Origin of the sequence: Halorubrum ruber, assembly GCF_018228765.1 — an archaeon.
In the GTDB taxonomy this organism is placed as follows: Archaea; Halobacteriota; Halobacteria; order Halobacteriales; family Haloferacaceae; genus Halorubrum; species Halorubrum ruber.
Window position 1 is genome coordinate 1562425 of sequence record NZ_CP073695.1, and the last position, 22167, is coordinate 1584591.

The 22167-nt window shown below is 69.1% G+C and carries 25 protein-coding genes, 1 tRNA gene and 1 pseudogene; 12 read left to right on the top strand and 15 right to left on the bottom strand.

Annotated features, from left to right (window positions below):
- The first annotated feature begins 479 nt into the window (after nucleotides 1-479).
- Both gatE and J7656_RS07770 read left to right on the top strand, forming a co-directional pair.
- Nucleotides 480-2363, top strand: coding sequence for a Glu-tRNA(Gln) amidotransferase subunit GatE (gene gatE / locus J7656_RS07765; protein WP_017343441.1), 1884 nt, complete (start codon nucleotides 480-482; stop codon nucleotides 2361-2363).
- 67 nt (nucleotides 2364-2430) lie between these two features.
- The gene (locus J7656_RS07770; protein ID WP_017343440.1) at nucleotides 2431-2961 is read left to right on the top strand and encodes a phosphate-starvation-inducible PsiE family protein; all 531 of its coding nucleotides are present in this window, start codon (nucleotides 2431-2433) and stop codon (nucleotides 2959-2961) included.
- Between the two features lie 29 nt (nucleotides 2962-2990).
- Here the strand turns inward: J7656_RS07770 and J7656_RS07775 are convergent, their stop codons facing one another.
- Nucleotides 2991-3473: an Lrp/AsnC family transcriptional regulator gene (locus J7656_RS07775; protein WP_017343439.1), complete on the bottom strand. Its 483-nt coding sequence runs from the start codon at nucleotides 3471-3473 to the stop codon at nucleotides 2991-2993.
- Between the two features lie 182 nt (nucleotides 3474-3655).
- On the opposite strand from J7656_RS07775, the gene J7656_RS07780 reads away from it, so the two are divergent.
- On the top strand, nucleotides 3656-4597 hold the full coding sequence (locus tag J7656_RS07780; protein WP_211552979.1) for a DMT family transporter: 942 nt from the start codon (nucleotides 3656-3658) through the stop codon (nucleotides 4595-4597).
- Nucleotides 4598-4624: 27 nt separating this feature from the next.
- Here the strand turns inward: J7656_RS07780 and J7656_RS07785 are convergent, their stop codons facing one another.
- Both J7656_RS07785 and J7656_RS07790 read right to left on the bottom strand, forming a co-directional pair.
- Complete coding sequence (locus J7656_RS07785) at nucleotides 4625-5209, bottom strand: hypothetical protein (RefSeq protein WP_211552980.1); 585 nt, start codon at nucleotides 5207-5209, stop codon at nucleotides 4625-4627.
- A gap of 141 nt (nucleotides 5210-5350) precedes the next feature.
- Nucleotides 5351-5776, bottom strand: coding sequence for a 2Fe-2S iron-sulfur cluster-binding protein (locus tag J7656_RS07790; protein ID WP_211552981.1), 426 nt, complete (start codon nucleotides 5774-5776; stop codon nucleotides 5351-5353).
- Nucleotides 5777-5872: 96 nt separating this feature from the next.
- Between J7656_RS07790 and J7656_RS07795 the strand changes: the two genes are divergently transcribed.
- The gene (locus tag J7656_RS07795; RefSeq protein ID WP_211552982.1) at nucleotides 5873-6862 is read left to right on the top strand and encodes a biotin--[acetyl-CoA-carboxylase] ligase; all 990 of its coding nucleotides are present in this window, start codon (nucleotides 5873-5875) and stop codon (nucleotides 6860-6862) included.
- Nucleotides 6863-6892: 30 nt separating this feature from the next.
- Here the strand turns inward: J7656_RS07795 and J7656_RS07800 are convergent, their stop codons facing one another.
- The gene (locus tag J7656_RS07800) at nucleotides 6893-7435 is read right to left on the bottom strand and encodes a universal stress protein (RefSeq protein WP_211552983.1); all 543 of its coding nucleotides are present in this window, start codon (nucleotides 7433-7435) and stop codon (nucleotides 6893-6895) included.
- Between the two features lie 133 nt (nucleotides 7436-7568).
- Between J7656_RS07800 and J7656_RS07805 the strand changes: the two genes are divergently transcribed.
- From J7656_RS07805 to ptsP, 4 genes and pseudogenes are all read left to right on the top strand, one after another.
- Nucleotides 7569-7826: a DUF5789 family protein gene (locus J7656_RS07805; protein ID WP_017343433.1), complete on the top strand. Its 258-nt coding sequence runs from the start codon at nucleotides 7569-7571 to the stop codon at nucleotides 7824-7826.
- 125 nt (nucleotides 7827-7951) lie between these two features.
- A complete protein-coding gene (locus J7656_RS07810) occupies nucleotides 7952-9154 on the top strand; it encodes a redox-regulated ATPase YchF (protein WP_017343432.1) in 1203 nt (400 codons plus the stop codon).
- Nucleotides 9155-9244: 90 nt separating this feature from the next.
- On the top strand, nucleotides 9245-9547 hold the full coding sequence (locus J7656_RS07815) for an HPr family phosphocarrier protein (RefSeq protein ID WP_017343431.1): 303 nt from the start codon (nucleotides 9245-9247) through the stop codon (nucleotides 9545-9547).
- A pseudogene (gene ptsP / locus J7656_RS07820) lies at nucleotides 9544-11270 on the top strand (phosphoenolpyruvate--protein phosphotransferase). Before J7656_RS07815 ends, ptsP begins: the two are co-directional and overlap by 4 nt.
- A 27-nt stretch (nucleotides 11271-11297) precedes the next feature.
- Here the strand turns inward: ptsP and J7656_RS07825 are convergent.
- From J7656_RS07825 to J7656_RS07860, 8 genes are all read right to left on the bottom strand, one after another.
- On the bottom strand, nucleotides 11298-11708 hold the full coding sequence (locus J7656_RS07825) for a PTS-dependent dihydroxyacetone kinase phosphotransferase subunit DhaM (protein ID WP_211552984.1): 411 nt from the start codon (nucleotides 11706-11708) through the stop codon (nucleotides 11298-11300).
- Nucleotides 11708-12478 (bottom strand): dihydroxyacetone kinase subunit DhaL, encoded by a 771-nt coding sequence (gene dhaL / locus J7656_RS07830; RefSeq protein ID WP_211552985.1) that lies wholly within the window; start codon nucleotides 12476-12478, stop codon nucleotides 11708-11710. Before dhaL ends, J7656_RS07825 begins: the two co-directional genes overlap by 1 nt.
- Entirely contained in the window at nucleotides 12475-13473 is a 999-nt protein-coding gene (gene dhaK, locus J7656_RS07835) for a dihydroxyacetone kinase subunit DhaK (protein WP_017343427.1), read from the bottom strand. Before dhaK ends, dhaL begins: the two co-directional genes overlap by 4 nt.
- 74 nt (nucleotides 13474-13547) lie before the next feature.
- Nucleotides 13548-13910 carry a hypothetical protein gene (locus J7656_RS07840; RefSeq protein ID WP_211552986.1) on the bottom strand — a complete coding sequence of 121 codons (363 nt, stop codon included), beginning with the start codon at nucleotides 13908-13910 and terminating at the stop codon, nucleotides 13548-13550.
- Nucleotides 13911-14018: 108 nt separating this feature from the next.
- The gene (locus J7656_RS07845) at nucleotides 14019-14225 is read right to left on the bottom strand and encodes a hypothetical protein (protein ID WP_211552987.1); all 207 of its coding nucleotides are present in this window, start codon (nucleotides 14223-14225) and stop codon (nucleotides 14019-14021) included.
- Nucleotides 14226-14666: 441 nt separating this feature from the next.
- Nucleotides 14667-15794 carry an HNH endonuclease gene (locus tag J7656_RS07850; protein ID WP_082224255.1) on the bottom strand — a complete coding sequence of 376 codons (1128 nt, stop codon included), beginning with the start codon at nucleotides 15792-15794 and terminating at the stop codon, nucleotides 14667-14669.
- A 136-nt stretch (nucleotides 15795-15930) separates the two neighbouring features.
- Nucleotides 15931-16365, bottom strand: a complete 435-nt coding sequence (locus tag J7656_RS07855; protein ID WP_017343423.1) for a type II toxin-antitoxin system VapC family toxin — start codon at nucleotides 16363-16365, stop codon at nucleotides 15931-15933.
- Entirely contained in the window at nucleotides 16366-16617 is a 252-nt protein-coding gene (locus tag J7656_RS07860; RefSeq protein WP_017343422.1) for an AbrB/MazE/SpoVT family DNA-binding domain-containing protein, read from the bottom strand.
- 274 nt (nucleotides 16618-16891) lie between these two features.
- Between J7656_RS07860 and J7656_RS07865 the strand changes: the two genes are divergently transcribed.
- Entirely contained in the window at nucleotides 16892-17152 is a 261-nt protein-coding gene (locus tag J7656_RS07865) for a type II toxin-antitoxin system HicB family antitoxin (protein WP_017343421.1), read from the top strand.
- A complete protein-coding gene (locus J7656_RS07870) occupies nucleotides 17153-17404 on the top strand; it encodes a type II toxin-antitoxin system HicA family toxin (RefSeq protein ID WP_211552988.1) in 252 nt (83 codons plus the stop codon).
- 253 nt (nucleotides 17405-17657) lie between these two features.
- Here the strand turns inward: J7656_RS07870 and J7656_RS07875 are convergent, their stop codons facing one another.
- From J7656_RS07875 to J7656_RS07885, 3 genes are all read right to left on the bottom strand, one after another.
- Nucleotides 17658-18857, bottom strand: coding sequence for a threonine synthase (locus J7656_RS07875; RefSeq protein WP_017343419.1), 1200 nt, complete (start codon nucleotides 18855-18857; stop codon nucleotides 17658-17660).
- Nucleotides 18858-19080: 223 nt separating this feature from the next.
- Nucleotides 19081-19154: transfer RNA gene (locus tag J7656_RS07880), tRNA-Ile, on the bottom strand.
- 104 nt (nucleotides 19155-19258) lie between these two features.
- On the bottom strand, nucleotides 19259-19903 hold the full coding sequence (locus J7656_RS07885; RefSeq protein ID WP_017343418.1) for an FxsA family protein: 645 nt from the start codon (nucleotides 19901-19903) through the stop codon (nucleotides 19259-19261).
- A 146-nt stretch (nucleotides 19904-20049) separates the two neighbouring features.
- On the opposite strand from J7656_RS07885, the gene J7656_RS07890 reads away from it, so the two are divergent.
- Nucleotides 20050-20757: a DUF1405 domain-containing protein gene (locus J7656_RS07890; protein ID WP_017343417.1), complete on the top strand. Its 708-nt coding sequence runs from the start codon at nucleotides 20050-20052 to the stop codon at nucleotides 20755-20757.
- A 59-nt stretch (nucleotides 20758-20816) separates the two neighbouring features.
- Complete coding sequence (locus J7656_RS07895) at nucleotides 20817-21863, top strand: hypothetical protein (RefSeq protein ID WP_017343416.1); 1047 nt, start codon at nucleotides 20817-20819, stop codon at nucleotides 21861-21863.
- The last annotated feature ends 304 nt before the right edge of the window (nucleotides 21864-22167 follow it).

Here is a 22167-nt window from a genome sequence, read left to right on the forward strand (position 1 = left end):
TTTATAAATGATTACTCGCGGATCGGTGGTGAACACCGCCAAAGCCCCAGCCGGGAGGGCGGCGCACGCTCGCTGCGCTCCTCGCTCAGTCGCTCACTCCGTTCGCTCCTTCGCTGTGGTGCTTGCCTCGCCTGCGCCGCCCTCCCGGCTGCCCCTTTGAGTCCCGCCCCGCCCCGCACAGCACCACCGGAAGACGGTCCTGCTTGCTCGCTCCGCTCGCTGCGCGGGCTGCGACTTCCGTACTCCCGTTCGCTCCCTCCGGTCGCTCACGGGACCGCAGCCTCACGCCTCCCCAGCCTCGCCGCTCACGCCCTGCGGGCGTTCGCGGCGTCCCTCGCGGGCTGGCTCGCGGCCGCCGGTGGCGGCCGCTCGCAGGCGCGCCACCGCACTGTGGTTTATAAATAACGTCGCAGATTCCGGTCCCCATCGCTCGCGCGAACTGCCACCCTTTTAGTCGCGCGCCGTCGGAGTGAGGCGTAATGAGTACGGACGCGACCCCCGAGTACGACTACGAGGAGCTGGGGCTCGTCGCCGGGCTGGAGATCCACCAGCAGCTCGACACCGAGACGAAGCTGTTCTGCGACTCCCCGACCGTCGAGCGCGACCCCGAGGAGTCCGACCGGTCGATCACCCGCAAGCTCCACCCGACGAAGAGCGAGTTGGGCGAGCTCGACGACGCCGCGATGGAGGAGAGCCGCGTCGACCGCGAGTTCACCTACCTCGCGTACGACACCACCTGCCTCGTCGAGGAGGACGACGAGCCGCCGCGGCGCGTCGACGGCGAGGCGCTCGCGGTGGCGCTCCAGATCGCCGACCTGCTCGACCTCTCCGTCGTCGACCAGGCCCACGTCATGCGGAAGCTCGTCATCGACGGCTCGAACACCTCCGGGTTCCAGCGCTCGATCCTCCTCGGACAGGACGGCGAGATCGAGACGGAGTCGGGGTCGGTGTCGGTCGTCGACCTCATGCTCGAAGAGGAGTCCGCGAAGCGCGTCGAGGAGACCGACGACGGCGTCGTCTACTCGCTCGACCGGTTGGGGGTGCCCCTCGTCGAGATCGGCACGGGGCCGGACATCCGCAGCCCCGAGGGCGCGCGACAGGCCGCGGAGCGGATCGGGATGCTGCTGCGCTCGACGGGCGCGGTGAAGCGCGGGCTCGGCACGATCCGCCAGGACGTGAACGTCTCCATCGCGGACGGCGCCCGCGTCGAGGTGAAGGGGGTTCAGGACCTCCAAGGGATCGAGGACATCGTCCGCGGCGAGGTCGGACGGCAGGCCGAACTCCTGGAGATCCGCGAGGAACTCCGGGAGCGCGACGCGAGCGTCGGCGACGTCGCCGACGTGACCGACGTCTTCGCCGACACCGAGTCCGGCGTCATCCGCGGCGCGCTCGACTCCGGCGGGAAGGTGACGGCGGTCCCCCTCTTCGGCTTCGACGGGCTCGTCGGCCGCGAGCTCCAGCCGGACCGCCGGCTCGGCACGGAGCTCTCGGACCACGCGAAGCGCCACGGCGCGGGCGGAGTCTTCCACACCGACGAGCTGCCGGCGTACGGCGTCACCGAGGCGGAGGTCGACGCCCTCCGCGACGCGGTCGGCGCGGGCGAGGACGACGCGGTCGCCCTCGTCGCGGCCGACCCGGAGACCGCCGACCTCGCGATCGAGGCGGCCGCCGAGCGCGCCGAGACCGCGATCGAGGGCGTCCCGGAGGAGACCCGCGGCGCGAACGACGACGGGACCACGCGCTACCTCCGCCCACTCCCGGGCGCGGCGCGGATGTACCCCGAGACGGACGTGCCGCCGGTCGAGCCGGACCCCTCCGACGTGGAGACGCCCGAACTCCTCGACGAGAAGGCGGAGCGGTACGCCGAGGAGTTCGGGCTCGACGCCGGCCTCGCCGAGCAGGTGGCGTTCGGCCAGCGGTTCCCCCTCTTCGAAACCGCGGTCGAGCGCGGCGTCGACCCCACCTTCGCGGCCTCGACGCTGGAGTCGACGACGACGGAGATCCGTCGTGAGGGGGCTCCCGTCGAGACCCTCACCGACGACCACTTCCTCGCCCTCTTCGACCTCGTCGAGGACGGCGACCTCGCGAAGGAGGGCGTCCCCGAGGTGCTGACGACGCTCGCGGAGAATCCCTCGCTGTCCGCGGCCGAGGCCGTCGAGGAGGCGGGCCTGTCGGGCGTGAGCGAAGAGGAGGTCCGCGAGGCGGTCGTGGAGGTCGTCGAGCGGAACGCCGACCAGATCGAGGCCGAGGGGATGGGCGCGTTCTCCGGGCTGATGGGCGAGGCGATGGGCGCGCTCCGCGGGAAGGCCGACGGCGAGGTCGTCTCCGACGTGTTACGCGAGGAGATCGGCAAGCGGTCGTAGCGCGCTCCCCGTCCGTTAGGCCCGCTTTTTACGTGTCGCGAGGTCCTGCTTCGATCCGAGAACCACGATGGCAGACTCGTCTCCGACCGACCCGTCAGACGGGCCGTCCGAGTCGGACCGGACGCCGAACCCGTCAGTCGCGAAGACGCGCGGCGACCGCGTCTCCGACGCGACGAACCGCTTCATCCACGGCGTCGAGCTGGCCGCCGCGGCGCTGTTCGCGCTCCTGTTTGGCATCGGCGTCGTGGACCTCGCCATCCAGATCGCCGAATCCGTCCCCACCGGCGAGATAACGGACCCGAACACGGTCATCGGGTTCATCGAGACGGGCCTGCTCCTGCTCATCATCGTCGAGGTGTACGAGACGGTCGTCGCCTACATCGAGCAGAGCGACACCCGGCGGATCGTCAGGCTGGTGATCTACACCGGCGTCATCGCGATGGTCCGGAAGGTGATCATCTTCCGCACCACGGAATACCCCTCGACGCAGGACGCGCTGTTCGCCGCGGTGTCGTACACCATCATCATCGGCGGGCTCGTGGCGCTCCTCTACGTCGAGCGGTCCGTCGGGTCCTCGCTGGTCCCGAACGCGGAGTGAGTCCTGAGCGCGGTCCGTGACCCTCGCCGTCAGTCCGTCAGCTCCTCGATCAGCGTGTCAAGGTCGTACGTCGCCGGCGCGCGCGGCTCGTCGCGCAGCGCCGCGATGGTGAACGTCGAGTTCGTGCGCTCGACCTCCGGGATTGCCTCGAAGTCGCTGATCAGCCGCTCGACGGTGTCCGACGAGGAGAGCCGCGCGAGGACGACGAAGTCCGTCTCGCCCATCGTGAAGAACGCCTCCGTGACGCCCTCGACCGCCAGCAGCTCCTCCGCGAACTCCTCGTAGGGCCCCTCGTAGCTCGCGAGCACCTCGACGATGACGGTGACGCCGAGCCCGAGCGCCTCGTGGTCGAGGTCGTACAGGTCGTTCTCGATGACGCCGTCCTCGCGGAGGTTGTTCAGCCGGTAGTGGATCGTCGACACCGGGATCCCGGTCTCCTCGTGGAGTCGCTCCGGGCTCCCGGTGCCGAGATCGGAGATGGCCTTCAACAGCCGCACGTCGCGCTCGTCCATACGACTCTTTCCCGTGTCGATCCGTTATATATTGCGACCGATACGGTTGGAGTCGAGTTCAAGATTCGCTCTCATTTCGGAACCGTATCGCACGCAGTTCGTATGTGTGATTGTTCGTTTTCGATCTCGGGGTATCTGAGAGACGTGTTTAACTATCCGCGGTAATTCTGAACTGGTAGTCAATGAACTTGCGGAACCTCCTCTCTACTCCCGAATCGATCCTCGCGGCGTTCGTCCTCCTCGCGACGCTGTGGGGCACCTCCTTCGTCGCCATCGAGGCCGGGTTACACTACTTCCCGCCGCTTTTGTTCGCCGGCGTCCGCTACGCGATCGCCGGCGCGATCGTGTTGGGCGTCGCCGCGGTCGCCTCCGGCAGAACGATGCCCCGAGGCCGCGACGAGTGGCTCGGGGTAGCCGTCGCCGGGACCTTCGTGATCGCCGCGTACCACGGGCTCCTCTACGTTGCGGAGCTCCGCATCTCGGGCGGGGTCGCCGCCGTGGTCGTGAGCCTCGCGCCGGTGTTGACCGCCGTGTTCGCGGCCATCCTCCTCCCGAACGAGCGCCTCGGTCCCTTCGAGATCGGCGGGTTCGCCCTCGGAATCCTCGGCGTGATCGTGATCGCCGACCCGATGGAAGCCGGACTCGGGAGCGCCGCCCTGTTCGGCGTCGCGCTCGCGTTCGCCGGCGCGGTCGCCTTCTCGCTGGGCGCCGTGCTGCTCCGCCCGCTGCGGACCGACCTCCCGATCGCCGCGCTCCAGGGGTGGGCGATGGTCTCGGGCGCCGGACTCCTGTTCGTCGGCGCCGCCCTGCTCGGCGAGTCGCCCGCGGCGATCGTCTGGAACGCGACGTCGATCGTGTCGCTGTCGTATCTCACGCTGCTGTCGGGCGTCGTCGCGTTCCTGATCTACTTCGCGCTGCTCGACGAGGTCGGACCGGCCCAGCTCCACCTCGTCGGCTACGCGGAGCCGGTCGTCGCCGCGGTCGGGAGCTGGGTCCTGCTCGGCAACCTGATCGAGGCGGAGGCGATCCTCGGCTTCGTCGCGATCCTCGCCGGCTTCCTCGTCTTGGAGCGCCACGAGATCGCCGCCTACGTCGGCGTCGAGGACGCGTTCCGGGCGCACTGAGAGGTCGCCTCCGACGGGTTCTATCCTTCACTCCCCGATATCCTGACTCAGTCCCGCGCGTAGGTCCCGACCGAAGTAGTGGCCGAGCAGCGCGAGGACGAGCCCGACCCCGCCGCCGACCGCGACGAGCGGGAGCCCCCACTGCGAGAGGTAATCGATCCCGATCGGGAGGAACCCGACGCCGAGGACGCTCGTCACCGCGCTCGCCGCGCCCGCCGCGCCGCCGGCGATCCCCGTCTCGACGTACCGGCGCGTCGAGAGGACGAGCCCGAGCAGGAACGCGGCGAGGAACACGCCGCCCGCGGTCCCGATCGTCCCGCCGATGAGCGGGATCAGGCCGCCGACGAACACCCCGACCGCGACGGTCACGAGCGCGAGTCCGAACGCCTTCGCCGAGAACCACCGGCCCGAAACGCCGATTCGACCGGAGTCGGCGGAGCCACCGGTGTTCCCGGCGCTCCGCGCGCTCTCGGTGCCCGTGCCGGCCGCCGAGGCGTCGCCGGAATCGGCGCCGGACGACCCCTCGCCGCTCGCAAGATCATCGTCGAGGAGGTCGTCGAGGTCGTCCATCGGATCGTCGTCGGACGACTCGGACTCCTTGGAGGGTTGCATACCGGACCGTTCGGGCCCGCGGACTTGGCTTTTGTGCCGCGGCGGGCGTTCGCGCTCCCGATCGCCGCGCGGTCGCGTGTGACGCGGTAGCGTTCGCCGTTTCACCGGAAACGAGGTGTGGGGCCCGTCGGTTCGCCGCGCTCAGCGGCTGCCTTCCGGATTCTCCTCGTCCCGTCCGTCGGACCGACGTCCGCCCCACACGCGCTTGTCGACCAGCGCCACGGTCATGGGGCGGTCCACCGCGATCTGACAGGAGAGCCGCGGGTACCCGAACCGGTCGGCGAGCCGGTCGTGCCAGTGGTCGGCCGACGGCCCCTCCCGGACGCGGACGCCGCAGGTGGCGCAGAGCCCCCGCCCGCCGCAGTTGAGGCGACGGGTCGCGGCCGTGTACGGCGACACCCCGGCGTCGAGTAGGACCCGCCGGAGGTTGCGACCGCGTTCGATGTCGAGTTCGACGCGCTCGTCGCCGTCGACGACGACGAGCGGGACCGTCTCGGAGCCGCCGGCGGGCCGATCGTCGCCGGCTTCGCCGCTGTTGCCGCCACCACCGCGGTCGCCGTCCCTCATCGGCTGCTCTTCGCGCGCCGGACACAAAGCGTCCCGGACCCGACCGGGCGTTCGAGACCCGGAACGGCTTTCGGCGCGGCCGCCGGATCGGGAAGCATGGACACGCGGCGCGCGCTGCTGGACGCCCTCGCGGCCGACGACGCCCCCGTCTCCGGCCCCGAGCTCGCCGAGTCGCTCGGCGTCTCGCGGGCGGCCGTCTGGAAGGCCGTCGAGGGGCTCCGCGAGGAGGGGTTCGCGGTGGAGTCGACGTCCGAGGGGTACGTTCCGCCCGACGACCCGGGCTACTCCGGGCCGGGAATCGCCTTCGGGCTCGACGCCCCCTACTCGGTGGAGTACCGCGACCGGATCGGCTCGACGAACGAGCGGGCCCGCGAGCTCGCGGCGGAAGGGAAAAGCGACGTCGCCGTGGTCGCCGACGAGCAGACCGGGAGCCGAGGGCGCCTCGACCGCGAGTGGATGGCGCCGAGCGGCGGCGTCTGGCTGTCGATCTTGACCCGCCCCGACGTACCGACCGCGCGGGCCCCGCTCTTCACCCTCGCGGCCGCGGTGGCGACGACCGACGCCGCCCGCGAGGTCGGCGTCGACGCGCGGATCAAGTGGCCGAACGACGTGCTCGTCGAGCGGGAGGGCAGCGCGGCGGGCGCGGACGACTCGGACGCGACCGGCCGCGGCGGTCGGAAGCTGGCGGGGATCCTCACTGAGATGGAGGGAGAGGCCGATCGCGTCGGCTGGCTCGTCGTCGGGGTCGGCGTCAACGCCAATATCGACCCCGAGACGCTGCCCGCGGGCGCGACGTCGCTGTCGGACGAATGCGGCGCCCCGGTCGACCGCCGCCGCTTCGCGGCGACGCTGCTCGAACGCTACGCGGAGCTGACCGACTCGCCCGAGGCGCTCGACGGCGTCCTCCCGGCGTGGCGCGAGCGGGCGAGCACGCTCGGGCGGCGCGTTCGCGTCGACACCGCCGACGGGATCGTTGAGGGAACCGCGGTCGACGTGGCGGAGCCGGGCGCGCTCGTGGTCGACACCGACGAGGGGCGGCAACGCGTCCACGCGGGCGACTGCGAACACCTCCGCGACGCGGAGTGACCCGGGGCGGAGCGGGAGTCGCGGCCGCCCCTATCCGGTCTCCGTCGCGTCCGAGACCGAACTCTCGACGTCGGTCCCCGCCGCGCTCGTCTCGCCCGCGCTCGCGGATTCGGCGGCGCTCGGCGGCTCCTCCCCGTCGCCGATCCGGACGGTCAATACCGGGACCGACGAGCCCCGGACGACCTTCTCCGCGACGCTGCCGAGGAGCAGTCGGTCGATCCCGCCTCTCCCGTGGGTTCCCATCACGACCAGGTCGCAGCCCGTCTCCTCGGCGTGCGTGATTATCTCGCGGCTGGGCGACCCCTCGACGACGGCCGTCTCGACGTCGACGTCGCGGTCCGCGGCCAGTTCCTCCACCGTTTCGAGCGCCGCCTCCGCGTCGTCGTACAGCAGGTCGCCGACGCCCTCCCAGGTCGTCTCCATCGGCATCCCGGCGTACCGCGCGGTGTCGACCACGTAGATCGCGCGGACCGAGGCCCCGTGGACCGCGGCGAGATCGAGCGCGTGGCACACCGCTAGCTCCCCCTCCGAGGAGCCGTCGGTCGGAACCAGAATTCGGTCGTATAGGGGCATGTTCACATGTACCGTGTCACCGACGACTGATAACCCTTTGCGGTTCTTGCCGGTTTCTCGCCGCCGGAGATCTCGCCTCGCCCGGCGTCAGAACGAGGCGCGCGTTTATGCCCTATCCCGCCGAGAGGACGGTATGACCGACGAGATCAACCTCTCCCGGCTCGAACCGACGCTCGAAGACCACGAGTACCCCGCCGACCGCGAGGCGCTCACCGAGTCGTTCGCGGGCACGACGGTGCTGTTCGCCGACGGCGACGCCGACCTCGGCGACCTGATCGCGGACGTCGACCAGGAGACGTTCGCGAGCGCCGCCGACGCCGTCGCCGCGCTCCAGAACGTCCTCCCGATCGAGGCGCTCGGCGAGCCCGGGCAGTCCGACGGCGACGCCTGATCGGCGCGAACAGGGGACGGACTCCGACCGGCGCGGCCGGAACCTCGCCCTCGCTCCTCGTCACCGCATCCCACGCCACGGCGCGTCTCGCATCGCTTTTTACCGCGGATCGCGCACTGGTGGTAATGAGCTACCGGATCGGTCTCGTCGGCAAGCCCTCGGTGGGGAAGTCGACGTTCTTCAACGCCGCGACCATGAACGACGTGCCGGAGGGCGCGTACCCGTTCACCACCATCGACCCGACCGTCGGCGAGGCGTACGTCCGCGTCGACTGCGCCGCCCCCGAGTTCGACGAGACGTGCACGCCGAGCGTCGGCGTCTGCCGCGAGGGGACGCGGTTCGTCCCCGTGAAGCTCGTCGACGTCGCCGGGCTGGTCCCGGGCGCCCACGAGGGCCGCGGGCTCGGCAACCAGTTCCTCACCGACCTCAACGAGACCGACGTGCTGATCCACGTCGTCGACTTCTCTGGCAAGACGGACATCGAGGGCGAAGCGACCGAGGGCCACGACCCGCGCGAGGACATCGACTTCCTCGAGGAGGAGCTGGACGCGTGGTACCTCGACGTGTTAGAGAAGGGGTTAGAGAAGTTCGAGACGCGCTACCACGGCGCGGACGCCGCCATCGAGGCCGAGCTCGCCGACCAGATGTCCGCGTTCGGCATCGACAAGGACCGGATGAAGCGGGTGATCCTCGCCGAGGAGCTCGAACTCGACCCGGAGACGTGGGACGAGACGGACCGGATCGAGCTGGCCCGCGAGATCCGCAAGCGGACGAAGCCGATGGTCGTCGCCGCCAACAAGATGGATACGCCCGAGGCGCAGGCGAACTGGGAGGAGATAACGACCGACTCCGACTACGATCACCTCTCCTTCGTCCCCGCGAGCGCCCACGCGGAGAAGGCCCTCAAGAACGCGGACGACGCCGGCGTCGTCGACTACACGCCCGGCGAGAGCGGCTTCGACGTCGTCGGCGACGTCTCCGGCGAGCAGGAAGCGGGCCTCGACCAGATCGCCGAATTCGTCGACGAGTACGACGGGACCGGCGTCCAGGGCGCGCTCGAAGCCGCCGTCTTCGACGTGCTCGGCTGTATCGCCGTCTTCCCCGGCTCCGCGAACGGGAGCAAAGACGAGAAGGGCGTGTTCCGCGACTGCTTCATCCTCCCGGAGGGGTCGACCACGGAGGACTTCGCGTACCACATCCACTCGGACATCGGCGAGGGGCTCCTCCACGGCACCGACTGCCGGAGCGGCCGGCAGGTCGGGACCGACAACGAGCTCTCCCACCGCGACGTGATCGAACTGGTCTCGACGAAGCAGGCGGCGCCGTAGTCGGGCCGACTGCGGCGCCGATCCCGTAGCTCTCCGGCGCTCTTCGAGAACTCCGATCAGCTATTACCCGCCGGGGTCCAACTCTGACTCATGGAACGGACCGTCACGGTCGAACCCGAGGCCGGCCTCCACGCGCGACCCGCCTCGAAGTTAGTACAGACGGCGAACCGATTCGACGCCGACGTGTCGATCGGCCGCGCGGACGACGGCGACGACGGCCTCGTCCGCGCCGACAGCATGCTCTCCGTCAGCGGGCTCAACGTCGAACACGGCGAGTCGGTCCGCGTCGTTGCCGAGGGCCCCGACGCCGACGCGGCGCTCGACGCGGTCTGCGACCTGCTCACGAGCCCGGTCGAAGAGTCCGCGGACGACGACGCGGAGGACGCGCCGTGAGGACGCTCACCGGCGTCGGCAGCACGCCGCGTTCAGGGGTCGGGGCGGCGCGCTGGTACCGCCCGGACGCCGACCTGACGCTCCCCGACCGCCCCGACCCGGAATCCGTCGACGTCGACGCGGAACTGGACCGCTACGAGGCGGCTCGCGACGCCGTCAGATCGGCCCTGCGCGACGCCCGCGACCGGACGGCCGAGCGCGTGGGCGAGGAGGAGGCCGCGGTGTTCGAGGCCCACGAGAGCTTCCTCGACGACCCGACAATAGTCGAGGACGTCGAGGCCGCGATCGGCGACGGGACGCCCGCTGTACACGCCGTGGCTGACCGCTTCGACGAGGCCGTCTCGCAGTTCGAGGGGATGGAGGGGCGGATGGCCGAGCGCGCCGACGACCTGCGCGACGTCCGCGACCGGCTGCTCCGCGCGCTTCTCGACGCCGACGACGACGGCGGACGGGTCGCAACCGACCTCGCCACGCTCCCCGAGGGGACGATCCTGCTCGCGGAGCGGCTCACGCCGAGCGACACCGCCGCGCTCGACCCCGACGCGGTCGCCGGGATCGCGACGGTCGAGGGGGTCGCACCTCCCACGCCGCGATCATCGCGCGGTCGCTCGCGATCCCCGCGGTCGTCGGCGTCGGCGAGGCCCTCGAATCGGTCGCGGACGGCGAGACGGTCCTCGTCGACGGCGAGGCCGGCGAGGTCGTCGCCGACCCGGACGATGAGCGGCGAGAGGCGGTGCGGGAAGCCGGTCCGGACGCGATCCGCGAGCGCGTCGAGACGACCGACGGCCGGCCCGTCGAGGTCGCAGCCAACGTCGGTGGCGAGACCGAACTGGAGCCGGCCGCCGAGCGCGGCGCGGACGGGATCGGGCTGTTCCGGACCGAGTTCCTCTTCGTCGACCGCGAGACGCCGCCGACGGAGGACGAGCAGTACGAGGCCGTCAGGGCCGCGCTGTCGGCGTTCGACGGCCCGGACGACCGCGTCGTCGTGCGGACGCTCGACGTCGGCGGCGACAAGCCGGTCCCGTACCTCGATCTCCCCGACGAGGAGAACCCGTTCCTCGGGCGGCGCGGCATCCGGCTGTCGCTCGACGAGCACGCGGACCTCTTCGAGACGCAGCTCCGGGCGCTGCTCCGCGCCGCCGCGACCGACGCCGGCGACGGGCTCGCGGTGATGTTCCCCCTCGTGACGCGCGTCGAGGAGGTCGAGCGCGCGGTCGCCCGAGTCGAGGCGGTCGCCGACGACCTCGCGAGCGAGGGCGTCGACCACGCGGTCCCCGAGCTGGGCGCGATGGTCGAGACGCCCGCCGCGGCGTTCCTCGCGGACGCGCTCGCCGAGCGGCTCGACTTCCTGAGCGTCGGGACGAACGACCTCGCGCAGTACGTGATGGCGGCCGACCGCGGCAACGACGCGGTCGCCGACTACCACGACCCGCTCCACCCGGCGGTGTTGCGCGCGCTCGACCGAACGACCGCGGCCGTCGAGGGGACCGACGCGTGGGTCGGGATGTGCGGCGAGATGGCGGGCGACCCGGCGCTGACGGAGCTGCTCGTCGGGCTGGGCTTCGACGAGCTCAGCATGAGCGCGGTAACGGTGCCGGACGTGAAGGCCCGCGTGCGCGAGGTCGACGCCGACGACGCCCGGTCGCTCGCGGCCGACGCGCTCGCCTGCGAGACGCGCGGCGAGGTGCTGGACGTACTCGGACTCGACGACCGCGCTGCGTAGACCGATCTTAAAAAAGAGGACCTCGGCCTACAGCTTCTCGATGTCGCGGGCCGCCTCCGCCTGCTCGCGGACGGACTCGACCGTGGCCGACGGGTCGGTGGCCGCGACCGCTGCGTTGACCGCGCCTTCGAGGACGGGCGCGTCCGCGATCACCGCCTCCGCGTCGCTCAACTCGACCGCGACGTCCGCGTTCATCACCGCGCTGCCGAGGTCGACGAGGACGACGACGCCGTCGCCGTCGCTTCTACCTCCCTCGTCCGTCTCTCCCCCGGCCGCGGCGTCGATGGCGTCTTCGATGGCGTCCGGGACGGTGCCGATCCCGCCCTTCCCGTCGCCGCCGACCGGCTCGATTCGGGTATCGCCCGCCATCTCGGCGGCGACCTCCGCGATCCCCTCGGCGGCGCGCTCGCTGTGCGAGACGACGACGATCCCGACCATCAGTCGCCCCCCGAGTCGGCACCGGGGTCGCCGCCCGCCTCGTCGGGATCCTCGTCCGGGATCGTCGGCGAGGTCGCGTCCTTCTCGGGGACGTCGACGCCGAGCCGGTCCGCGGCGACGTCGAGGACCTCTTCGAGGATGAACAGCGTGCTCGTCGCGCCGGGGTCCTGGTGGCCGACGGAGCGCCAGCCGAGGTAGGAGGCGCGGCCCTTCCGCGCGCGGATCGGGACGGTGAACGCCACGCCGCGCTCGGCGGCGTCGACCGCCTTCGCGAGCGCCTCGATCGGCGGGAGGTCGTCGACCTCGATCGACTTCTTGAACGTGTGGACCGCGGGCGTCAGCGCGTCGACCATCGTCTGGTCGCCGACGCGCGCGTCGCCGCGGTCCTCGACCTTTTCGAGGTAGGTCTCCGCGAACGCCACCGCGGTCTCGGGGGTGATACCCTCGTCGAGCTCGCCCGCCGCGAACACGAGCGACCCGCCGAACAGCGGGCCGGAGGCGCCACCGACCTCGGCCATCAGCGTCTTTCCGACCGTCTTTGCGACGGTCTCGGCGTCCGGGTCGTCGAGGTCGCCCGCGGCGTCGGCCGCCTCGGCCCAGCCGCGCGCCATGTTCCCGCCGTGGTCGGCGTCGCCGATGGCGGAGTCCAGTTGGGTGAGGTGGTCGCGCTCGGCCTCGATGCGCTCGGCGACCGCCTCGACGGCCGCGACGACCGCCGCGCCGTCGTCGGCCGCTCGGTCGCCGTCCGTCGCCGCGTCGTCGTCGCTCATTTGACAGTCAGCGCCGGGGTGTCGGCCGGCGCGTCGAACAGCTCCTTCAGCTCGTCGTCGACCGCGCACACCGTGATCGACGCGCCGGCCATGTCCAGCGAGGTCATGTAGTCGCCGACCCACGCGTCGTAGGTCTCGAGGCCGCGCTCGCCGAGCAGCTCCTGGAGCCGGCGGTTGAGGACGAACAGCTCCATCTGCGGGGTGGCGCCCATCCCGTTGACGACCGTGAGCACCTCCTGGCCCTCGTCGAGGTCGAGGTCGTCGAGGACCGCCTCGGTGAGGTGTTCGGTGACCTCGTCCGCGGGCATCGCCTCAGTGCGCTCGGTGCCGGGTTCGCCGTGGATCCCGATGCCGAGCTCGATCTCGTCGTCGCCGAGGTCGAAGGTGGGCTCGCCCTTTTCTGGGGTGACACAGGAGGTGAGCGCGGTGCCCATCGTGCCGACGTTGTCGACCACCTTCTCGGCGACGCGCTTCACCTCGTCGAGGTCGGCGCCCTGTGCGGCCTTCGCGCCGGCGGCCTTGTGGACGAGGATCGTCCCGCAGACGCCGCGGCGCCCGGAGGTGTACAGCGAGTCCTCGACGGCGACATCGTCGTTCACCACGACGCTCTCGACCTCTACGCCCTCCATCTCCGCGAGCTCGATAGCGGTCTCGAAGTTCATCACGTCGCCCTCGTAGTTCTTGATGATCGCGAGGACGCCGTCGCCCGCGTCGCAGGCGCCGATCAGTTCCTCGAACTCGTCGGCGGTCGGCGAGGAGAACACGTCGCCCGCGGCCGCCCCGTCGAGCATCCCGTCGCCGATGTACCCCGCGTGGGTCGGCTCGTGGCCGCTGCCGCCCCCGGTCACCAGCGCCACCTTGTCGTCGACCGGACCGTCGTCGCGCACGAGCACCTGCGTGTCCGGCAGGCGCCGCAGGCGGTCGGGATGCGCCGCGGTCATCCCGTCGAGCATCTCGTCGACGACGTCGTCCGGGTCGTTGATCAGCTTCTTCATGATCGTTGGTACCGACTCGCGCTGACCGGTTAAACGTAGTGGGGGCCGGCGACCGCCGCACCGCCCGCAGCGGGTTAGTTCGGTTCGATATCGAAGGTACCGCACTCGCGACAGCGGAGCACGCCGGCGTCGCTCCGGTCGGGAACGCGGAATTCGTGGCCGTTCTCGCAGACGCCGCCGTCGTCGAACGCGTCCGCGACCGGGTCGAGGTCGACCGACTCGCAGGCCGGGCACGCGTACGTTCCGTTCCCTAACTCGGTCGGCGCGGCGAAGTAGTGGCCCTTCAGACAGCGGCCGCCGTTCCGGATCCCCTCGGCGCCCGGCGAGACGTTCTTCCCGTTACACCGCGGGCAGTAGTAGGTGCCGCCCCCGGTGCGTCCCGCGGACGCGAAGTAGTGACCGTTCGAACAGGTCCCGCCGTCCTCGAACATGTCCATACCCCGGCGCACGGCGAACTGCGGTATAAATTCCCGGCCTCGATTCGTTCAATTATCCCGAAACGAGTCGCGGCCGCTTGCCCTTGTGACGTCGAGGGAGGCGTCGGGTTACAGGGCCCAACTGGCGATGACGCCGAGCACCACCACCGCGCCGAGGACGGTCAGCGCGCCGCCGAGGAGCGGCGAGTCGGCGAGCAGCGGGACGCCGACCGCCACCGCCACGAGGCCGGCGAGCAGGAGGAGGATTTTCAGGATTATCGTGGGGACCAGTTCCAAGATAACGTCGAAGACGAGTTCGACTATCTCGTCAAGCATGGTTTGAGGGCATCTTTCGATGGTTGTTGACTGATAAAAGGATTCGGTGGTTCGGACTCGGAACTCGTAGATCAGGTTCCGATGTCCGTCGACTCGCAGGCCGGGCAGGCGAACGCGCCGTGGCCCAGCTGCGTCGGCGCCTCGAAGTAGTGGCCCTTCCGGCAGCGCCCGCCGTCCGTGACGCTGTCCGTGCCCGGCGCGACGTTCTTGACGTTGCACTTCGGGCAGTAGTAGGTCCCGTCCCCGGCCTGCTTCGGTGACGCGAAGTAGTGGCCGTTCGCGCAGCTACCCCCGTTGTCGAAGGGATCAATACCCCGTTCGACGGTAAAATGCGTGTAAACTGCTGTGGTCGGGAACGTTGCGGGGATTCGAAATGAACGCGATCCAAAATATCGGCGACTAACATACTATTATTTATCGGGGAACTGTTGAATATATAACTCAGCCCCCCGTCGGAGCATCGATGTCTCCGTACAGTTCTTCTGCCTTATTTATTAGACCTCTATTAAACGACTTGCCATCACGTCCATAGTGAACTCGTCGGTGACAGTTCGGGCATATGGCGATAACATTTTCAGGATCATCTGGACCTCCGTCACCGCGGTTGTGTAAGTGGTGTACCTCAAGATAAGGTTCCCCATCAATATCCTCAAACGGTGCCGGGTTTTCACAGCCCATACAGACGCCATCGGCGACACGGCGGGCAAATTTCTTCACAATTTCAGAACGCACGTATGTTCGTCCTGAAGACGTCGTTCCATCGGTACTCCGCTTCGGTGCGCTTCTTTTTGCTGCCTCGAACAAATCTGGTAGAGATAGTTCGTCAGGATCGCCATCAATCGTGATTTCACGGCCTCCAACTGGTGTGAGGGTGAACCTAATCGCTTCGCGGAGGTTATTGTTTTTATCAGGCAGCGTCTCCCAGTGGTGGTCCTCGTATTGGTATTCACCACGATACGTAGCTATCCAGGGATACTCTGTATCAGCAAAAAGATAGAGATTTTCACCGTTTTCCTGGTGGTCACGGAGAGCGATGTTCCCTTTATCCATCGTCATATCCCCTTCTTGTCCCTCTCCGGTGTATTTGAAGGATCCATCTTCCTGAAAACCGTCAGCGTAACCGTACGCATCGCCCGAGTCGCCAGTGAACGCGAGAATGAAATCCTGATCGGAGGGAGTTGCTATGCCATAGTAGCGTTGACCGCCATAGATGTCGTGAAGTTCCCACCGGTTATACCGTGACCCGATAGTGAATTGCGTAGGGTCGTCTGGTATATCCGAGACGTCCGTCTCAATTGGTTCATAGAACCAACCCTTACTAAGACGCTTTATACGCGATCCGTCCTCTTCGAGAAGACTCTGTTGGACCGTTCGCAGTCGATGCTTCCACTCTGGTTGTGTTGAATTGCTGGAACAGACCTCTCGACAAAGAATTGAATCATCGCATAATTCTGGATACTCTGTTTCAACCAGATCGTACACGTCTGACGTATCCTGAAATCCAGGAGGAACACATGCTAACTCTGTCTCTCGGAGTTGCTGATAGAGAATCTTGTATGACTCCGGCATATATCTGAATTGAAAAGAGCGTGTATATAATTAGGGGCGAATTCGGGGTTCCGACAAACACGAACGCATCGGACAGTAAACGCGCCAACCCGCCGCTTGCACTTCACATCCATATGGCTCATCCCCTATCTCTCGCTCACTCCGGCTGATACGGATTCGTCGCGACGTCGAGGCGGGAGACGCCCTCGGCGGCGTCGAAGTCGTCGTCGAACGCGTAGCAGTAGTCGAGCCCCTCGACGCGCATGTACGCGACGAGACAGGCGTCGACGAGCGAGAACCCCTCGTACCGCCGGAAGAGGCCCTTCGCCGTCGCGAACGCGTCCGCCGTCAGCGACTCGACGTGGAGCCGCGCGTTCTCCTCCACCCGGTCGAGGAAGTCGACGGCGGCGTCGTGGCCCGCGTGCGTCGTCAGGCCGTTGAGCGTCTCCGCGAGTACGTAGTCCAAGATCACCGCCTCCGGGAGCTCCCCGGCGTCGATCCCTCTGAGGATCGGGAGCGCGTCCTCGTGCGCGCCGTCCCGACGGTACGCCGCCGCGAAGAGCACGGTCGTGTCGACGAGCGCCCGGGGCATCTACTCGGGGTCGACGCCCCACGCGTCGTGCTCGGTCTCGACGTCGGTCTCCCGGTCGCCGTCGTACCCGTCGAACTCGCCGAACGTCCCGCTGCGCTGCTGAACGACCCGCACGCGAAGCGTCCCGTCGTCTTCGATCTGCCAGCGAAGCGTGTCCCCGTCGTCGATATCCATCTCTCGACGGATGTGGGCCGGAATGTTCGCCTGATTTCCCGAGACCGTGCTCTCGGAGTCGACGCGCTCGCTGCTCATACATGTGCGTACGTGGCCGTTTTGATAAATGTAGTGTGCGTTCACACTACTCTCAGCCCCTCAGCTACTCCTCTGCGTCCAGCGCGACGTCCGTAGTGAGCGACTCGCTTGCGTCCGGCTCGGCCCAGATATCGTCGTTCGCCGCTCCGCTCGTCTGTCCAGGGAGCGTTTCTGAAATCCCTCGTGAACCACGACCCGGGCTTTCTATCTGGACTCGTACTTGCTGAGTCCCATCCGACAGAACGCTTATTCGAGCTGTCCCCGAAAGACGGGTATGGCGAGTGCGACGCGCGACGCCCACGACGGAGAGGGCGTCGAGTTCATCCACGAGGACGACGGCTCGATAACCGCCAAGGACATCGAGACCGGTCTCGCCTCCTTCGGCGACACGAAGGCCGAAGCCCTCCGCATGCTCGCGGAGGCGATCGAACTCCATGAGGGCGGCGGCGAGCCCGTCACCGAGGAGGACCTCGAAGAGTGGGGTCTCGAAGACTCGGAACCCGGTGACGAGGAGCTTCCCGACTTCATGGAGTGAATGGTCCGGACGAGCTTCTCCGGGCGCGAGATCGCGTCTGTGCTTCACGACTTCGGCTACGGGCGCGTCGGTCGGGTCGGAAGCCATCTGAAGATGCGATACGAGTCACCGGACACGGACGAGGTTCGAGTCGTGACGGTACCGATGGCGTCGGAAGACGAGATACCGACCGGGACGCTCCAGTCGATCGCAGACCAGTGCGGCGCCGACGATTTCCACGCGTGGTGCGAGTGGATCGACGAGCATCGGTGACCGGGGGTCACGCTCGTCGACGTCGACCACGACCTCGGCGCCACGCCCGTCCGGGCGCTGCTGCTCGACCCTGTGATCGGGTGCGACACCCCGACGTTATGGGTCAATGGCGCGAACTGGGCGAACGGACGGCATCTCTCCGACACCAAGACGAGCCGGTAGCGACCGACTGAGGGGCCGGCGCGCCGGCGAGAACCGAGCGGACCGACAACCGACCGCCGCTCTCCTGATCGGCCGCCCGCTCGTCGACGGCTCACGGCACCGCGTCGCGGACCGCGTCGGGGACGTCCGCCCGGTCGACCTCCCGTACCGACGCGGCGTCGACGGCTGCGCCCCCGTACTTGTACCCCGACCCGGTCAGTATCACGGCGACGTCGTCGTCGGAACCGAACTCCCCCGACGCGGCGAGCTCCCGGACCGCGGCCGTGGCCACGGCGCAGGACGGTTCGACGGAGACGCCGGCGTCCGCCGCGAGGCGCTCCGTCTCGTCGAGCATCGCCTCCTCGGCGACGGAGACGACGCCGCCGTCCGTCGCCGCAACGGCGGCCAGCGCCCGGTTCCCGCTCGGCGGGTCGGCGTTGTTGATCGAGACGGCCGCCGTCGGCTCCCCCTCGATTGACTCGACGCGCGACGCGCCGCGTCGGTACGCCTGCGCGATCGGGTCACAGCGCGCAGCCTGCGCGAGGTAGATCCGCGGCATCGCCGAGAGCAGTCCCGCCGCGTTCAGTTCGCGGAGCGCTTTCCAGACCCCGCTCGCCTGTCCGCCGCTGCTGACAGGTAGGACAATTGCGTCGGGCGCGTTGGGCGCGAACGCCTCGCAGATCTCGTACGCGACCGTCTTCTGGCCGGCCACCCGAAGCGGGGTGTCCGAGTTGAGGAACGCGACGCCGAGGTCGCCGTCGAGGGTGTCGTCGTAGAGCCGGCCGTAGTCGCCGCGGACCCGGAACAGGTGCGGGTCGTGTTGGGCGATCATCGCGAGCCGCGAGTCGGGCGTGTCTTCGGCCACGAGGATGATCGCTTCCCGGTCCGCCGCGGCCGCGTGGGCGGCGACGCTCAGCGCCATGTTGCCGTGCGAGACGGTGCCGACCGGACCGTCTACCCGACAGATACCGACCGCGGTCCCCCGGTCCTTGAAGCTCCCCGTCGGGTTGACGCCCTCGATCTTGAGATGGATCCGAGGCCCGTCCGCCGGTTCGATCGACGGCGCGCGGAACAGCGGCGTCCCGCCCGCGGCGGCAGCCAATCCGGTCGGCGTCGCAGCGGGAAGCACGGACTCGTAGCGCCAGAGGGTGTCTCGCCCGAGGGAGACCCCGCTCCCCGTCGTACCGCTCGCGTCGGGCCAGTCGAACCCGGCGGTGTCGGTCTCGAACCAGAGCGGTTCGCCGCAGCGGCAGCGGGCCGCGTCGCCGAACGCGTACGTCTCGCCGCAGTCGTAACACTCCAGCTGCTCCATACCCCTCCCTCGCGGGCGGTGTACAAATGACTGGTCACGGCTCAACGACCGAGGAGCTCGGTCGACTAACGCGGATCGGGAGACAGCGGCGACTACCGACGCAATTCTTTGCTCAGACAAGACGCGGTAGTGGTGCCACTATCGGGGTAGAACGACGAAATTGGGTGGCTGGGGAGTCCCAGCCCACCAATCTCGCCCGGTCGGAGACCGAGCGGGCAGTAGGTGGGCCAACACGGATTTGAACCGTGGACCTCCCGGTTATCAGCCGAGCGCTCAACCTGACTGAGCTATTGGCCCAGGTGAGCGCATTCAGTCGTTGCGCGGGTAGGATTTTAAGGGTTTCCTTTCGGCAGTCCGCCGCCGTGTTGCGGTTTCACGGGGAACTCACGACGCCCGCGCCGTCAGTCGGTTCGCTGCTCTCCCTCGTCTTCGACCGTGTAATCAACGTCGACGACGTCGTCGTCCGTCGACGCGCTCCCGCCCGAGCCGTCCGCGTTCCCGCCGGCGCCCCCGTCGGGGTCGGCACCGTTGCTACCGTCGAATCCGTCCGGGCCGCCACCGGGGCCGCCGGGACCGCCGCCGGGGAACCCGCCGCCGCCCATCGAGAAGTCGCCCTCACCGTCGTTCGGGAAGCCGCCGATGTAGACGTTCCCGGAGAGGAACCCGTCCGTCTCGCGCTCGATGTAGGGGACGACGACGTACTTCTTCAGGGCCACGCGGATGGGGACCCGCGAGAGCGGGAGCGCGAGCAGGAAGCCGACGGCGTCGGTGACGAGCCCGGGCGTGAGCAGGAACGCGCCCGCGGCGATGAGCAGCCCGCCGTCGAGCAGCTCGTCGGTCGGGGGCTTCCCCTGCGCCGCCTTGCGCTGGATACGGGCGAGGGTCGCGCGCCCCTCGGCGCGCAACAGGAGCATCCCGAGGACGGCCGTCAACACGACGAGCGCGACCGTCGCGGGCCACCCGAGCCGCGTCGCGACCACGATCAGGAACAGCGCGTCCACGAGGGGGACGACGAGTAGCAGCGCGAGCAGCGTTCGCGGGCGCATACCCCCGCCTTTCCCCCGGGCGCCCATAGCCCTTTTCGTCGCGGCCGCGGGTCGGGTGGGGGTCGGTCGCTCGGTTCCTCCGCGCGCCCGCCGGCCGCGCCGGCCGCGACCGCCACGGCTTTGCCCGCCCGGTCCGAGCCGGCGGTATGGACATCGTCGGCGCGCTCGGCCGCGACCCGCCGGACCGCGAGTCGCTCCCGCGGTGGGTCGCGCCGCTCCCGAAACGGCTGGAGGACGTCGCCTTCCGGTTCGCGTGGGTCATCGTCGCGATCAACCTCGTCGGCACCGCGTTCGGCTTCTGGTACTACCGGTTCCAGTTCCAAGAGCTCCCGACCGAGATGTGGATATTCATCCCGGACAGTCCCGGGGCGACGCTGCTCATCGCGCTCGCGCTCGGCGCGTGGGCGCTCGGGCGGTCGAGCGACACCCTTGCGGCGCTGGCCTTCTTCGGGAACGTCAAGCTCGGGCTGTGGACGCCGTACGTCCTCGTCGTCTTCTGGCCGGAGTTCCTCGCGGTCAACGGGCCGGCACTGTACGCGTTCCTCCTCTTCAGCCACCTCGCGATGGTGGTTCAGGCGTTCGTCCTCCACCGAATTACCGACTTCCCGCTGAAGGCGGTCGCGGTCGCGACCGCGTGGTACACCGTCGACCTGCTGATGGACTACTTCGTGCCCGTGATCGGCGACGTGACCCACACCTCGCTGCCGTACGCCGACGGCGCGCCGTGGTTCACCACGACGGTCCTCCAGGTCGCGGCCGCGGGCGCGGTCGCGCTCACCGTAGTTCCGCTGTTCTGGGCGCTCGGCACGCGGATCGCGACGCTCCGAAACCGAGCGGGCGACGCCGGAGAGTGATCGGAGGGCGCCGCGGTCGCGCTCACCGATTTAAGTGATCGGGCGACCTCGACGAGAGCATGAGCCACTACGAGCGGATCGCGGACCTGTCGGTGACGATCGAGTCGGTCGCGAGGCGCCGACAGACGGCGAACACGACGAGCGGGTTCGAGCGGACGACCACGGAGTATCGGCTCTCGGGCGACGGCCTCGTCGGCCGCGGCGAGGACGTGACCTACGAGACCGCCGACCACGACGCGCTCGCCGGGACCGATCCGATCGACGTCGAGGGTGAGTGGACGATCGACGCGCTGTCGGACCGCCTCGGAGAGATCGATCTCTTTCACGGACACGAGCCCGAGAGCGAGACCTCGCGGAACTACCGCCGCTGGGCGGTCGAGAGCGCGGCGCTCGACCTGGCGCTCCGCCAGCAGGAGGAGTCGCTCGGCGAGCGGCTCGGCGTCGACCCCGAGCCGGTCCGCTTCGTCGTCTCGACGCGGCTCGGCGACCCGCCCTCGACCGACCGCGTTGAGGCGCTGCTCGCGCGCAACCCCGATCTGGAGTTCAAGCTCGACCCCACGCCCGAGTGGCCAGAGGCGGCGTTCGAGACCCTCCGGAAGACCGACGCCGTGCGCGTCCTCGATTTAAAAGGGTGGTACGAGGGGACCGACGTCGACGTCGAGCCCGACCCCGAACTCTACCGGGACGTGTTCGCGGCGTTCCCGGCCGCGGTCGTGGAGGACCCGGCGTTCACGCCGGCGACGAGCGCGCTCGTCCAGCCGCAGGCCGACCGCCTCTCGTTCGACTACCCCATCGACGGCGTCGAGAGCCTGAAGTCGCTCCCGGTCGAGCCGGGGTGGTGTAACGTCAAGCCCTCGCGGTTCGGCACGCTCGAGTCGCTGTTCGAGACGATCGCCTACTGCGAGCGGGAAGGTATCGAGATGTACGGCGGCGGGCAGTTCGAACTCGCGAGCGGCCGCACCGCGATCCAGACGCTCGCCGCGCTCTGTTACCCGGACGGCCCGAACGACGTGGCGCCGCGGGCGTACAACGACCCCGACACCGAGCCGCCGTACCCGAAAAGCCCGCTCCGACCGAGCCGCGACGCTGTCGGCTTCGAGTTCTGAAACGACGGGATTCGGTCAAGTGACAGAATCGGACATTTATAAATGGATCCGCGGTGGCGCGTGCCTGCGAGCGGCCGCCGCCGGCGGCCGCGAGACAGCACGCGCGAGGGAGTCGCTGGTCCGGAGCGCAGCGGAGGACCAGCGACGAGGCTGGGGAGGCGTGAGGTGCGGTGCCGTGCGGTCGGGCGGGACTCAAAGGGGCAGTCGCGAGGCGGGCGCAGGCGACGTAAGCACCACAGGGAGCGAACGGAGTGAGCGACCGAGGAGCGCAGCGAGCGTGCGCCCGCCTCGCGACTGGGGCTTT